The organism is Segatella hominis, assembly GCF_019249725.2.
Lineage (GTDB): Bacteria > Bacteroidota > Bacteroidia > Bacteroidales > Bacteroidaceae > Prevotella.
This window is the reverse complement of record NZ_CP137559.1, coordinates 3,586,638-3,601,200: the sequence shown is the minus strand read 5'-3', so window position 1 is coordinate 3,601,200 and position 14,563 is coordinate 3,586,638. Positions and strand designations below refer to the sequence as shown.

13 protein-coding genes are annotated in these 14,563 nt (G+C 46.6%); 5 read left to right on the top strand and 8 right to left on the bottom strand.

Features of this window, described 5'->3' with window-relative positions; all coding sequences use genetic code 11:
- The first annotated feature begins 445 nt into the window (after window positions 1-445).
- Both KUA50_RS14680 and KUA50_RS14675 read left to right on the top strand, forming a co-directional pair.
- Window positions 446-4,534, top strand: coding sequence for a two-component regulator propeller domain-containing protein (locus KUA50_RS14680; protein WP_218456441.1), 4,089 nt, complete (start codon window positions 446-448; stop codon window positions 4,532-4,534).
- Between the two features lie 250 nt (window positions 4,535-4,784).
- The gene (locus KUA50_RS14675) at window positions 4,785-6,455 is read left to right on the top strand and encodes a glycoside hydrolase family 43 protein (protein ID WP_218456442.1); all 1,671 of its coding nucleotides are present in this window, start codon (window positions 4,785-4,787) and stop codon (window positions 6,453-6,455) included.
- 87 nt (window positions 6,456-6,542) lie between these two features.
- Here the strand turns inward: KUA50_RS14675 and KUA50_RS14670 are convergent, their stop codons facing one another.
- Both KUA50_RS14670 and KUA50_RS14665 read right to left on the bottom strand, forming a co-directional pair.
- Window positions 6,543-7,373, bottom strand: coding sequence for a bifunctional metallophosphatase/5'-nucleotidase (locus KUA50_RS14670; RefSeq protein ID WP_256624190.1), 831 nt, complete (start codon window positions 7,371-7,373; stop codon window positions 6,543-6,545).
- Between the two features lie 70 nt (window positions 7,374-7,443).
- The gene (locus tag KUA50_RS14665) at window positions 7,444-8,220 is read right to left on the bottom strand and encodes a 5'-nucleotidase C-terminal domain-containing protein (RefSeq protein ID WP_413777434.1); all 777 of its coding nucleotides are present in this window, start codon (window positions 8,218-8,220) and stop codon (window positions 7,444-7,446) included.
- Between the two features lie 202 nt (window positions 8,221-8,422).
- Between KUA50_RS14665 and rplS the strand changes: the two genes are divergently transcribed.
- Window positions 8,423-8,788, top strand: coding sequence for a 50S ribosomal protein L19 (gene rplS, locus KUA50_RS14660; RefSeq protein ID WP_218456443.1), 366 nt, complete (start codon window positions 8,423-8,425; stop codon window positions 8,786-8,788).
- Window positions 8,789-8,883: 95 nt separating this feature from the next.
- Here the strand turns inward: rplS and KUA50_RS14655 are convergent, their stop codons facing one another.
- On the bottom strand, window positions 8,884-9,216 hold the full coding sequence (locus tag KUA50_RS14655; RefSeq protein ID WP_218456444.1) for a hypothetical protein: 333 nt from the start codon (window positions 9,214-9,216) through the stop codon (window positions 8,884-8,886).
- 169 nt (window positions 9,217-9,385) lie between these two features.
- Between KUA50_RS14655 and KUA50_RS14650 the strand changes: the two genes are divergently transcribed.
- Window positions 9,386-10,570 carry a phosphoribosylaminoimidazolecarboxamide formyltransferase gene (locus tag KUA50_RS14650; protein WP_233524625.1) on the top strand — a complete coding sequence of 395 codons (1,185 nt, stop codon included), beginning with the start codon at window positions 9,386-9,388 and terminating at the stop codon, window positions 10,568-10,570.
- A 61-nt stretch (window positions 10,571-10,631) separates the two neighbouring features.
- Entirely contained in the window at window positions 10,632-10,829 is a 198-nt protein-coding gene (locus tag KUA50_RS14645; protein WP_022328416.1) for a hypothetical protein, read from the top strand.
- A gap of 65 nt (window positions 10,830-10,894) precedes the next feature.
- Here the strand turns inward: KUA50_RS14645 and pgeF are convergent, their stop codons facing one another.
- From pgeF to hpt, 5 genes are all read right to left on the bottom strand, one after another.
- Window positions 10,895-11,734 (bottom strand): peptidoglycan editing factor PgeF, encoded by an 840-nt coding sequence (gene pgeF / locus KUA50_RS14640; RefSeq protein ID WP_218456445.1) that lies wholly within the window; start codon window positions 11,732-11,734, stop codon window positions 10,895-10,897.
- Window positions 11,734-12,894, bottom strand: coding sequence for a GTPase ObgE (obgE, locus tag KUA50_RS14635; RefSeq protein WP_022109760.1), 1,161 nt, complete (start codon window positions 12,892-12,894; stop codon window positions 11,734-11,736). Before obgE ends, pgeF begins: the two co-directional genes overlap by 1 nt.
- Window positions 12,895-13,049: 155 nt before the next feature.
- The gene (locus KUA50_RS14630; RefSeq protein WP_022109761.1) at window positions 13,050-13,622 is read right to left on the bottom strand and encodes an adenylate kinase; all 573 of its coding nucleotides are present in this window, start codon (window positions 13,620-13,622) and stop codon (window positions 13,050-13,052) included.
- Window positions 13,623-13,769: 147 nt separating this feature from the next.
- Complete coding sequence (locus KUA50_RS14625) at window positions 13,770-14,012, bottom strand: DUF6722 family protein (protein WP_153092324.1); 243 nt, start codon at window positions 14,010-14,012, stop codon at window positions 13,770-13,772.
- 10 nt (window positions 14,013-14,022) lie between these two features.
- Window positions 14,023-14,562, bottom strand: a complete 540-nt coding sequence (gene hpt, locus KUA50_RS14620; RefSeq protein WP_218456446.1) for a hypoxanthine phosphoribosyltransferase — start codon at window positions 14,560-14,562, stop codon at window positions 14,023-14,025.
- Between the last annotated feature and the right edge of the window lies 1 nt (window position 14,563).

The following is a 14,563-nucleotide window of genomic DNA, read 5'->3' as shown; positions in this document are numbered from 1 at the left end:
GGCGCGTATCCCTACGCACCATTCATAGAAAACCAATTAATCATGATCTTTTCAATCATAAATGTTCATTTAAAATTGAACTCAAATGCTATAAACCTATATTAAACTAACTAAAAACCATTCTAACTAAAATCATTCAAAAAACTACTATTTCGCATATTTCACAATAACCATAACCTAATGCCAATGCAAAATTGACTCTGTTTGACGGGGCAAAGGTATCAAGAAATCGGGAAACAGGCTTTATCCTGCGTAACCGATAGTTTATGAGGAGTTTAGACGTGTAACATATACTTTTCGTCATGTAACATCACCTGATAATAAACACCAAAAGGCATATTATTTGTTTCCTGTAATCAAAAAAGAAAGAATTATTGGGATATTCCAACTAAAAATCGTATTTTTGCAAGCAGAAAATAACACTATATAAATATAAACAAGAAACATGAAAACGATAAGCCAATTAATCATCACGATGATGATTTGCCTCTTCTCCATCCAGACATGGGCACAGAGCGGCAAACTCTTCAACACGGACAATCAGCTCTCGAGCAACCTCGCCACGCAGGTGTTCCAGGACAAGAGCGGATTCATCTGGATAGCCACCCGCAACGGTTTGAACAACTACGATGGTTACCACATCACCGTAATAAAGAAGGATATGTCAAATTTTTTAGGTCTCAACAGCAACTACATCAATAGCATTGCTCAAGACGAGAAAGAACATATCCTGCTAGGTACCAACAACTCTCTATTGGAATTTACGGGAAGTGAATTCCTAAAAATCCCTATGCTCGATTCCAAAGGCAAAGAACTCGCCACCTACGTAAAGCAGATATATCCGCTAAGAAACAAAGACGTAGCCGTGGCTACATCGGGCTATGGCATCATGCTCAAAAAGCAGGATGAGCAAAAATGCCATGCCATGAAGGGAGAGGTGGAAAAACTGAAATATATCCACAAACTCCTGGAAGATAAACGGGGCAGACTCTGGATCATCACCGAAGACGGGAAACTCTACCGCAAGGAAACAAACGGCAGAGTCACCTCACACTTTACCGGTACCGAAGGCGTGGGCGCACAGGATATCCGGCAGGACGCCCTGGGCAACCTCTATCTCGCCAGCAAGAACCAGGGCGTATATCTGCTCAGGGCAGGAAGCAACGCCTTTACCCGAATCAGCAACATCGGAAACCTGCCCATCGACAACATCTATATCAGCCGCAACAACAAGCTCTATATCGGCTGCGACGGACTGGGCATCTATGTATATGACCCTCAGACCGGATTCCTGCAGGATAACCCTCTCTTCAGCCGACTGGTGAACCTGGCAAAAAGCAAGGTGACCAGCATCATAGAAGACAATCAGGGCAACATCTGGGTGAGCATGCTGCAGAAAGGCGTGTTCATGCAGAGCAACATACAGAACGACTTCAACTACATGGGCTTCCGCCTGGGCAACCGCAACGTGATTGGCGAAAACTGCGTTACCAGCCTCAGCATCAACCAGGGCAACCAGGTGTGGGTGGGTACCGACAAGGATGGCCTATACCTATTTAATATAGCAACCCGCAGCGTAGAGGGGCATTTCCTAAACCAAAGCACCGTGCTCACCCTCTGTAAGGACCAGCAGGGCAGAACCTGGGTGGGAACCTATACCGACGGTCTGGGCTATATGGATGCAGCCGGAAGCTTCCACCCTGTTGATTTGGGCATCAGCAAGTCGGTGGGCATCTTCGATATCAAGCAAGACCCACAGGGCAACATCTGGATAGCCACCATGGGCGAAGGTCTCTTCTGCCTGCAGAAAGACGGTAGCCGAAGGAACTACAAGGCTAAATATGGTGCAGATAATAACCTCAAAATCAATTGCCTGCCCAACAACTACCTCATCAAGCTCAGCTTCTCCAACGATGGAAACCACCTATATGTAGCCACCTCAGTGGGACTGGCGTGCCTCGACCGCAAGCAAAACAGCTGGGTTTCCACCTTCAAGGGCATCAACTGCCTGAACAAGAACAGTTTTTCGCACTGCGTGTTTGTAGATAGCAAAGACCACGTATGGTATGGCACCGAGGATGGAGCCTTCTGCTTCGACTTCAGAAAGGGAATAGAGCCTAAACATTATTCCACAGCCCAAGGACTCACCGACAACGGTGTGGCGAGCATCACAGAAGACAACAAGGGCAAAATATGGCTGGGTACAAACAGCGGACTCAACATGCTGAACCCCAAGGATGGCAGCATCATCAGGTTTTATACCGAAAGCGGACTGCAGAGCAACGAGTTCAGCGATGCTTCCGTATGCACCACCCAGGATAAGAAGGTGATTCTGATAGGTGGCTCTGGCGGAATCAACTGGTTCCAGGCCGACCGGGTAAAGCAGCACCCATGGCAGGCAAAGGTGGTTATCTCGGGCTTCGTGGTCAACAACAAGGCAGTGACCCCAGGCATGGAGTCGGGCAGCTATACCATCACGAACAGCTGGGTAACTGTGGCACGGGAGTTCAATCTCTCGCACGATGACAACACCTTCTCCCTGCAGCTCTCTACCCTCACCTATAATAATGTGGAGCAGATAAGATACGCCTACAGCATCAACGGCGATGCCTGGCGCACCGTGCCAGCCGGACAGAACGAACTTGCCTTCTCGCACATGGCTCCCGGCAGCTACAAATACCGCATCAAGGCCATCTGCAACGGCTACGAAACACCGGTGAAGGAGTTCACCATCATCATTCACCCAGCCTGGTATGCCAGCATCTGGGCAAAGCTCTTCTATCTGCTGCTCCTCATAGCAGCCATCATGCTCTACCTGCGCCACCGCAAGCGCCAGATGGAAGACCAGCTCATCCTGCAGCAGCACATCCACGCCGAAGATATGGGCGAGGCGAAGATCAAGTTCTTCATGAACATCAGTCATGAAATCCGCACGCCGCTCACACTCATCATCACGCCGCTGCTCTCGCTCATCAAGGAAGACAAGGAGCCTCACCGACAGGGCATCTACGAGATTATCCGAAAGAACTCGGAACGTATCCTCCACCTCATCAACCAGATGATGGACCTGAGAAAGATAGACAAGGGGCAGATGGTGATGCGCATGTGCCAGACCGACATGGTGGGGTTCATCAACGAGGAATACGAACTCTTCAGGCAGCAGGCTCTGGCCAAGAACATCGACTTCGAATACCAGCACGACAGCGAAGAACTGCCCGTATGGATAGACCGAAACAACTTCGACAAGGTGATTATCAACCTCCTTTCGAACGCCTTCAAGTTCACCCCTACGGCAGGCCACATCCTACTCTCGCTCACCCACACCGACCACCATGCCTACATCAGCGTCAAGGACAGCGGCATCGGTATTCCAAAAGACAAGCTGGAAACCATCTTCCAGCGCTTCTACCAGACCCCTGCCGACACTAGCGACCGCAACGTCGGTACGGGCATCGGTCTCGACCTCACCCGCTCGCTCGTGGAACTGCACTACGGCACCATCTCTGCCCGCAACAACGAGGGCGAGAAGGGAAGCAAGTTTGAGCACGGCAGCGAGTTCATCATCCGCATTCCGCTGGGCAAGGACCATCTGAAACCCGAAGAACTCATCGACGAAGAAGAGATAAAGGAAAAGCAGAACCAGGAACTTGCCGAGGTAGAGCAGCTGGAACAGGAGGTGAAGGAGACGGAAAATGCCGAAAAAGCCGAAAGCGCAGCCGGCACAACGGATATGCAGGGCAATCTGCCAGCCTCAGCAAGTGGAAACAAGGCTGAAATCGTGATTGTGGAAGACGAAGAGGATATTCAGGATTACCTGAAGGCCCAGCTCTCCAGCGACTTCAAGATTCGCACCTACCCTAACGGAAAGGTGGCACTCAACGAGATTCTGAAGAATAAGCCTGACCTCATCATCAGCGACATCATGATGCCGGAAATGGACGGAACCACCCTCTGTGCCAAGCTGAAATCAAACATCAACACCAATGATGTGCCTATCATCCTGCTCACCGCCAAGAGCCGTGAAGAAGATCAGCTGGAAGGATTACAGACCGGTGCCGATGCCTACATACTGAAGCCATTCAATATGGACATCCTGCGCCGCACCATCATCAACCTGCTCACCATGCGCCGCACGCTGAAAAACAAATTTACGGGCAAAGAGAGTCAGGAGGAGAAGGTGGAGCAAAGGAAGATTCAGACTCCAGATGATGCACTGATGCAGCGCGTGATGGAGGTGATTAACGAGAACATCGGCGATTCCGACCTGAGTGTCGATATGATAGCCCAGAAGGTGGGCATCAGCCGAGTGCACCTGCATCGCAAGATGAAGGAGCTGACCAACCAGACTCCACACAGCTTCATCCGCAACATCCGACTGCAGCAGGCAGCCAAGTTGCTGAAGAATGGCAAGCAGAGCATCACCGAAGTGATGTACGCTTGCGGTTTCTCCAATTCCGCAAGTTTCAGCACCATGTTCAAGAACCTCTATGGCTGTTCTCCTAGAGAATACATGCAGAATGCCACAAAGGAGTAGAAACATTTCTAAAAAGGATAGATAAAAATTATATGTAACAATACAGACTGGCTACGAAACATAGCGAAAAGTTTTGGTTACATTTCAAAAAGAAAGATTATAAAGAAAGCAGTAACTTTGCAGCGGAAAATCCAAAGGCTTATCACCCTCTTGGTTTTCCGCTGCTTTGTTTTTATCAAAAGAACAGAAAATCAGCAGCTTTTGAAATATAATCTTTGAAATATATAATCTTTAAAAATTAACGGACATAATGAAGAAATTAGCAATCTTATCGCTTTCGATGATGCTTGCTGCCGGAGCTCAGGCGCAGAACGCTCAGTTCGACTACTTCAAGTATGCAGGCAACGATGCACGATTCAACGTGCCTATCGACAAGACTCATCAGTATTACAACCCTGTGCTGGCAGGTTTCTATCCTGACCCATCGCTCTGCCGCGTGGGCGACACCTATTATCTGGTGAATTCATCCTTCACCTTCTTCCCAGGTGTACCTCTCTCTACCAGCAAGGATTTGGTAAACTGGACTCCTGCCGGACATGTGCTCACCCGCCAATCGCAGGTGCCTCTGAAGGGACAACAAGTATCAGCCGGCATCTTCGCACCAGCCATCAGCTACAACAAGAAGAACAAGACCTTCTATATGATCACCACCAACGTGGGTGCCGGAAACTTCTTCGTCAAGTCAAAGAACCCATCCAAGGGCTGGAGCGATCCTATCTATCTGAAGAAGATTGACGGCATCGACCCTAGCTTCTTCTTCGATGACAACGGAAAGGGATACATCGTGCATAACGGTCCGGTGGCAGGCGGTGCCGACTATGAGGGCCAGCGTGCTATCCGCTGCTTCGAATTCGACGTGAAGGGCGACAGCATCAAGGGCGACTTCAAGGAGATTCTGCGTGGCGGAACCCATGTTGAGGCTCGTCCTATCTGGATTGAGGGTCCACACCTTTTCAAGAAGGGCAGGTTCTATTATCTGATGTGTGCAGAAGGCGGTACGGGCGGATGGCACAGCGAGGTAATCCTGCGTGCCAAGAATCCGATGGGTCCATGGGAGGAATGCCCTAACAACCCTATCCTCACCCAGCGCACAGGCTTGGATCCAAACCGCAAGGACCCTGTATCAAGTGCCGGCCATGCCGACATCGTAGAAGATGGCAAGGGCAACTGGTGGGCAGTGTTCCTGGCTTGCCGCCCTTACGAGGAAGATATGTACAACACAGGTCGCGACACCTATCTCCTGCCTGTAACATGGAAAAACGGATGGCCAGAGATTCTCGCCAAGAACACTCCTATTTCTACAGTAGGCGAAAAGGCAGGTTTGAAGCCAGCCGCAAAGAATGAGTTCTCAGGCAACTTCAGCTATGTGGATAACTTCGATGCAGCCGACAACGGTGTAGGTCTGAAGGATTTGAACCCACGCTGGATGTTCCTCCGCGACTTTACAGATTGCTATAAGGTAGAAAACGGCAAGCTGAACCTGAATCTGCTGCCAGGCAATATCTACAAGCGTGAACCGATGTCTGCCATCTGGGCACGCCAGCAGCACGGCACTTTCTCTGCCGAGACAGAAATCAACTTCACTCCTCGCAACGACAAGGAGATAGCAGGTTTGGCACTTCTCCAGAAGGAAGACCACAACTTCGTGTTGGGCAAGACCATGAAGAATGGCAAGCTGATGATTACCCTGACCCGTGCCGAGAAGAACAACGTCACCATCGCCTCAGCCCCTATCAAGGCTGGCAAGCTGAAGCTGAAGGTAGAAGGTCATGACAGATATTATGATTTCTATTATGCAGAGGAAGGTGGCGACTGGCAGCTGCTCGCCAAGGGCGTGGATGCCTCTAACCTGAGCACCCAGAAGAGCGGCGGCTTCCTCGGTGCCTGCATCGGACTCTATGCCTCTTCTAACAAGGAATAACAGATATCATGATATGATATAAAAAATACAAAAAGACTCCCCGGAAAAGCTCGGGGAGTCTTTTTGTATTTTGTCTTTGTATAAGTTTTATTTATTTTTCACAATATCCAATGTCATTTTGCCAACCCAGATGGCGCCCTTGCCGTTCTGATCTACAGGCACTGGCTTGCCATCAAGATTATTCAGGAATTCCAGCTGCTGGAAGTAGGTGTGGCTATGACCGCCCAATATCAGATCGATGTCGCGGGTGGCTGGGGCTACCTCGGAATCATCAATGCCATCTATCTTCCAGCCCAGATGGGAAATGCAGATGATGACATCACATTTCTCCTTCTTCTTCAATATCTCTGTCATTTCCTTCGCCTTGGCGATGGGGTCGAGATATTTGATAGGGCCATAGTTGGCTTCGGTAACCAAACCGGCAAGTTCCGGACCTAGGCCGAAGACGCCTATCTTCAGGCCCTTGCGCTTCAACACTACGTAAGGTTTCACGATGGAAGCCAGTTCAGTGCCCGCGAAATCGTAGTTGGAGCAGACGATAGGGAACTTCGCCATCTTGAAGATGCGAACCATGTTGTCGATGCCGAAATCAAACTCGTGATTGCCGATGGTGGCGGCATCATACTTCATCTCGTTCATCAACCCTACCTCTACATCGCCCTTGAAGAGTGAATAATAAGGGGATCCCTGCGAGAAATCGCCACTGTCGAAGAGCAGCAGGTCGGGATTCGCCTTGCGCTCCTGCTTGATCATGGCTACGCGGCGGAGATAGCCGCCACGGTTTGCCATCGCCGTATCGGCAAGATTGGGATTGATGGGCATCACGCAGGAATGCGTATCGTTGGTATGGAGCACCACCAGTTGTTTCTCCACTTTAGCCGGCTTTTTCGTTTTGGCCTGAGCTGCATCTGGCTGCATTGCAAAAAATGCAAGAGCCATCCCTATATATAATAATGTATGCTTCATCATTTCTACTTTTATTTTCTCATTACTCAACTATGCATCGTCCTTCTATCTTAGACTCCACGCACTTTCCTTGCTTCTGCATCTCACGGAAATAATCCATGATAATATAGCGCACGTTATTTTCTTTCTGCTTAGGTGAAAGAACATCCGTACCGCTCTTGAAAGCCACTAACTGGTCGTTACCTTCAGCCAGGTAATCGAGCGTAGCAATGCGATAAGACTTAGAAGGGTCAACAGGCTGACCGTTGATAGTAGCCTCCTTCAATTTGCCATCCTTTGTAATAATAAGGCGGACAGCATGACTCAAACCTTCTCCCCCACGATGGGCTATCTGCTGGAAGAGTTCGAGCACCTTATCGCCCTTGAGGGTGAGGAAACAGATTTTGTTCTCAAAAGGAGCCATATCGTTTACATCACCCACGGTGATCTTTCCCTTGGCAAGATTGCTTCGGATGCCACCCATGTTATACACCGAGAAGACAGGCTGCTCATTAAACTGTCTGCCACCCCAAACTAAGATATCACAGAGCAGATTACTGAGTTCGCTTTCAGGGCGATGACGAGTCATATCGTGGGCAATACTACCAACAACAGGCCCCATAATACTATCCACCTTATTTTTATAAGGAGCAATAAACTGGGCAGCCTCAGCATCAGGTTTAGCATCCCACCGCTGATCGATGAGAATGCGAGTACGTTCCACCTTTGCCACCTTGTATTTTTGAGCAGCAGAAGGACTGACCATCAGCAACATAGCAGCTGCTGCCAGCATACATTTACCACTATTTTTTTTCTTCATACTTACTAAATTTAAAACATGATGACACAAAGATACGAATATTTGTGGAAAAAACTAAGAAAAATGATTGAAAATTTGCGAGATAGAAGAAAAAAGCGTAACTTTGCACCCGCTTTTCGGCGTAACCGCTGTTGTCTGGGCAGAAGAGTTGCCCGTCCATGTTGCGCAGGAACGACAAACAATTTTTAATTCTATACAAAAAATGGATTTGATTAAAGTTGCTGAAGAAGCATTTGCAACCGGCAAGAAGTTCCCTGAGTTCAAGGCAGGTGATACTATCACAGTCGCTTACAAAATCGTCGAGGGTACAAAAGAGCGTATCCAGCTCTACCGTGGTGTTGTTATCAAGATCTCTGGTCATGGTGACAAGAAGCGTTTCACAGTTCGTAAGATGTCTGGTACAGTAGGTGTTGAGCGTATCTTCCCTATCGAGTCACCAGCTATCGATTCTATCGAGGTGAACAAGCATGGTAAAGTACGTCGCGCTAAGTTGTATTACTTGCGTAAGCTCACTGGTAAGAAGGCTCGTATCGCTGAGAAGAAGACTATTGCCAAGAACGCAGAGTAATTCACTTGATTACTATCCAAGTAAAATAAAAAGGAGATTCCTTGCAAATCATTTGCGGAATCTCCTTTTTTGTTTTTTCACAAGACAATTTTCTATCAATCAATATCATCCGAAGAATCAGGCTTCAGTTCATGATCTTCATCCGTATCATAGCTCAGATTTCCATCATCTTCACCATGAAGAGCCTCATGAAAATCATCCCAACTTTGATACCCTACGAAAAGTGCCAGTTTATTGAGCGTTTCCTTGGTAGGTTTTTCCTTACCACTCACATATCCCCACACCTTGTGCAGTCCCTGTGCACTCACCTTGAGATGATGTTTCACAGAGAAGATAGAAGCTAATTTTTCAAAATCAGAACCTACATGAATCTTCTTACCAATCTTCTTCTCCACCTCATGGGTGAGAAGTACTAAGTCATTTTTCATAACATCATGAAATTTGCAATTCTCTTTATCTTTTTACTAACGTATTCTCTACTTTTTCTCTATCGTTACCTAATTGCCTGCAAAAGTACAAAAAAGTTTGATTCGATGCTACAAAAATGCGATATTTTTTGTAACTTTGCAGCAAATTCTTAATAAATACATGTTTGCAATGAAAGAATTAGCACTCAAGTACGGATGTAATCCGAATCAGAAACCTTCCAGAATCTATATGGAGGATGGAAGCGAACTGCCTATCGAAGTAGTGAATGGCCGCCCTGGCTATATCAACTTCCTCGATGCCTTCAATTCTTGGCAATTGGTCAAGGAGCTCAAGGCTGCCACTGGTCTTCCAGCTGCAGCAAGTTTCAAGCACGTATCTCCTGCCGGAGCCGCAGTAGGACTTCCTCTCAGCGACACTTTGAAGAAGATCTACTTCTGCGATGATGTCAACTTCGAGTTGTCTCCATTGGCTTGCGCATACGTTCGTGCACGTGGTGCCGATCGTATGTGTTCTTATGGTGACTTCGTAGCATTGAGCGATGTTTGTGACGAGGCTACAGCTCTCCTCATCAAGAGAGAAGTCAGCGATGGCGTGATTGCTCCTGGTTATACTCCTGAGGCCATCAAGGTGTTGAAGGAGAAGCGCAAGGGTACCTACTGCGTCATCCAGATTGATCCTGACTACGTGCCAGCTCCTATCGAGCACAAGCAGGTATTCGGTGTTACCTTCGAGCAGGGACGTAATGAAGTTAAATTAGACGACCCAGCACTCTTCGAGGATATTCCTACACAAAACAAGAATTTCCCTGCAGATGCTAAGCGTGACCTCATCATAGCACTCATCACATTGAAATATACACAGAGTAACTCTGTATGCTATGTGAAGGACGGACAGGCTATCGGTATCGGTGCCGGTCAGCAGAGCCGTATCCACTGTACTCGTCTGGCTGGTAACAAGGCTGATGAATGGTGGTTGCGCCAGTGCCCTAAAGTCATGAACCTGCCTTTCAAGGAGAAGATCCGCCGTGCAGACCGTGACAATACCATCAACGTATATATCTCAGACGAATGGGAAGACGTTCTTCAGGATGGTGTTTGGGAGCAGTTCTTCACTGAGAAGCCTGAGCCTTTGACACGTGAGGAGAAGAAAGCATGGATTGCACAGAACACAGGTGTTTGCCTGGGTAGTGATGCCTTCTTCCCATTCGGTGACAACATTGAGCGTGCTCACAAGAGTGGCGTAGAATATATCGCACAGGCTGGTGGTTCTATCCGTGACGACAATGTTATTGAGACATGTGACAAATATGGTATCGCCATGGCGTTCACACATGTTCGCTTGTTCCATCATTAATTTAGTGAAGAACGAAGAGTGAAGAGTGAAGAATTCATCCCCCCTTCAATATAAAAACGACATGAATGATATAGACGATATAATCATGGGCGGCATGGTCTTCAAAAGCGGTGGTGGTCCTAAAAAGGACGACGACGGCAAGGTGAAGACTAAGGCCAAAAAGAAAAAGTACATTACCGGCGCCCACGGCAGTGGCTCTGCTCGTCAGAAAGCTAAATATCGCCAACAACGCGCCAACCGCAAGTCGCAGAAAAAGTAATCAATAGAATATAAAAAAACATCCACGAACGTACCGAAATGCGTTTCGTGGATGTTTTTTTATCATTATTTCAACATAATAGCTGTATAAATTCGTCCGCTATCTGTTCCAAGTTTGCGGGCTGAAAAATATTCATCAGAATGAGCAAATGTACAAATGCCACAATCATGGATATTTTCCTCCAGAACACCGCAATGGGTAAGAATCTCCTTGTTGCAAAGTGGCAGATTGATGTGCCATTTCAAAGGTTGATCAATATTTCCCTCAGCTGCCATGCGCTCACGTTCCTCAGGATTGGCCTTGAAAGCAGCGTTAGGATATTGCGCTGCTATTTCTTCCATTGGGAAAGCGGCTTGTTCAAAAGCCTCGTAAACCTCATCTCCCACTTCAAAATTCTCCATAGAGATGCCAGGACCTATCACTGCCTTGAGATGTTTAGGCTCTGTCTTGTAGGCAAAAGCCATCTCTTGCATGGTCTTATGTACGATGCGAGCCAAGGTTCCTCTCCAACCGGCATGAATGGCAGCCACGGCATGATGCTCCTCATCATAGAGAAGTACAGGAATGCAATCAGCCGTTGAAACACCGATACAGACATTTTTCAGATTGGTCATAATAGCATCAACTCCCTCCAACACCATTTTACGGATATTTTCAGGCATTGAAAGAAACTCACCTGCAATCTGTCTTACCTCCACGCCATGAACCTGATGTGGGATGAGAATAAGATTTTCCTCAACACCCAGTTCATGAGCCAAAGCCTTGCGGTTAGCCTCCACGCATTCCGAATTATCACCACAAAACTCATTTATATTAAATTCACCATAGTTGCCCTGGCTCACCCCACCCTGACGAGTGGTAGAAAAAGCCATGACATCAGAGGCTATATTATATTCCTTTATCATTACTCGTATTCAAAATCATCCAGGTCTTCTACGTCCTCGATATCATCCTCATCGATATATTCAACGATATCCTCACCTTCATCAGCCAATTCCTGCTGGAAGCGAGACATATCCTTATCACGATGAACTAACGTATCTTCTGCAGTAATCTCCTGGAGCTTATTACTCTCTGAGTTCAACTCTTTCCACAGAATATCCTTGAGTTCCTGAATACCCTGTCCTGTCACTGAAGATATGAAAACCACAGGCAGGTCGGTAGGAAGCGTTTCCTTGAGCATCTCTATGAGTTCCTCGTCAAGAAGGTCACACTTGGTGATGGCAAGTACACGATGCTTGTCGAGCATCTCCGGATTGAAATTCTTCAACTCACCCAGCAGCACCTCATATTCTTTCTTGATATCGTCCGTATCTCCTGGTACCATAAACAGCAAGAGAGAGTTGCGCTCAATATGGCGGAGGAATCGCAAACCGAGTCCCTTTCCTTCGCTCGCACCCTCGATGATGCCAGGAATATCAGCCATGACAAAACTCTGGTGATCGCGATAATCCACGATACCTAATGATGGTTCAAGCGTAGTAAATGGATAGTTGGCTATTTTAGGACGAGCACTTGACACAGCAGAGAGAAGAGTTGACTTTCCCGCATTAGGGAAACCAACAAGACCCACATCAGCCAGAAGTTTCAACTCCATGATGATGGTCATTTCCTGCATAGGTTCTCCTGGTTGAGCATAACGTGGCGCCTGATTGGTAGAAGTACGGAACTGGAAATTACCAAGTCCACCACGACCACCCTTGAGCAGGAGCACTTCTTGCCCATCATAAGTTACATCACAAACGTACTTGCCAGTCTCAGCATTGTAAACCACCGTACCACAAGGTACGTCAATATAGATGTCCTTACCGTCAGTGCCATGACATTTATCACGTCCACCATTACCACCATGCTCAGCAAAGAAGTGACGTTGATATTTGAGGTGCAGCAACGTCCAGTAATTGTGGTTGCCGCGAAGATAAATGCTTCCTCCACGTCCGCCATCACCACCATCAGGACCACCATTAGGTTGGTACTTCACGTGGCGCAGGTGCATGGAGCCTTTACCACCCTTACCAGAGCGGCAATTGATTTTTACATAATCTACGAAATTGGATTCAGCCATTTTTTTTCTATTGTTTAATGTTTATGTTTGATTCTCTTCCTGATAGATCCTCTTCCTGGTTGAAAGAAAGTAATGTGCAATGCCTAATTTTTATCAAGCTGCACCCAAGGCGCAAACCCAACTAAACATTAAACATTACACATTAAATATGATCATTAGAGGTTGTCAATCACATTGCAAACACGAGCGAAGATCTCATCTACAGTACCGAGACCCTCGATGTGGTGATGAATACCTTCCTTCTCATACCAATCGATGAGAGGAGCAGTCTGTGTATGATATACATTGAGACGCTTCTTGATAGTCTCCTCGTTATCATCAGAGCGACCGCTTTCCTTACCACGGTTGATCAAACGAGCCATCAACTCATCCTCAGGAACAGCCAACTCAATCATGGCAGCAATCTTATGACCACGCTCAGCCAACATCTTCTTCAAAGCCTCAGCCTGTGGAGTGGTACGTGGGAAACCATCAAAAATCACACCCTTATGCTCTTTACCAAAGCTATCATATACGCTTGCGAGGATGTCGATCATCAACTCGTCTGGAATCAACTGACCATTGTCGATATAACCCTTAGCAGTCTTACCAAGTTCTGTACCGTTCTTGATTTCATTACGGAGTACATCACCTGTAGAAATGTGACCGAGACCATATTTCTCGATCATCTTGTCGCTCTGAGTACCTTTACCAGCACCTGGAGCACCGAAAATTACGATATTTTTCATTTTTACCTTAATATATATAAATTGTTTTATGTTGTGTCAGAAATTAATATTCATTCATCCATTTCTGCCCCCAAGGAGACAAAAGTATAGCAATCGTTACACCAAAGAAAACAGTGAACATACCTAAAAAGATTAAAGTGTTCATACTTATATCCTCCTATTTTTATTATTAAACTTAGTATATTTTTTACGTCTTTCTTCTTTCTCTTTCTTACCTTTCTTGTCAAAATACAGAGCGACCCAAAAAAGCCCCACTGCCAAGATAAAGCTAATCAGATAAATAAGCCAATGAAGTTCTTCCCCAATATCACCAACAAAAGTCGTTATAAACGCTGCTGTTATAAGATACTTGGAGACATCCAAGCAATAATCACTAATTTTCTCCCACATGCTTCACCCCCTATTCTTCTACAATCGTGTAGATGTCGCGGAGGTTTCTGCCTTCTTGGTCATAATCTAATCCATATCCTACGATGAAATCGTTAGGGATTTCCATCACTGCATAATTGATATCGAGATTAACCTTCAAGTTACCCGGTTTCACGAGAAGAGAGCAGATTTCTACTGATGCAGGATTCATTTTCTTGAGTTCCTCTATCATGTGGGCCATGGTAAAACCAGAATCAACGATATCCTCCACAATAATGACATGGCGACCCGCCAAATCCTGATTGAGACCCATGAGCGTCTTCATGCTGCCGGTAGAGGAAGTGCCCTCATAGGAAGCATATTTCACAAACGAAATCTCACTCGGTATCGTTATCATGCGCATCAAATCGGCAGCAAAAATAAACGAGCCATTCAACACTGCCAAGAACACAGGTTTCTTACCCTCAAAGTCCTTGTTTATGCGGTCTGCCACGACCTGTACTTTCTTCAAAATCTCTGCTTCCGGAATGGAAGTCTTAAAGGTTTTGTCCTTGATTTTAACTATACCCATA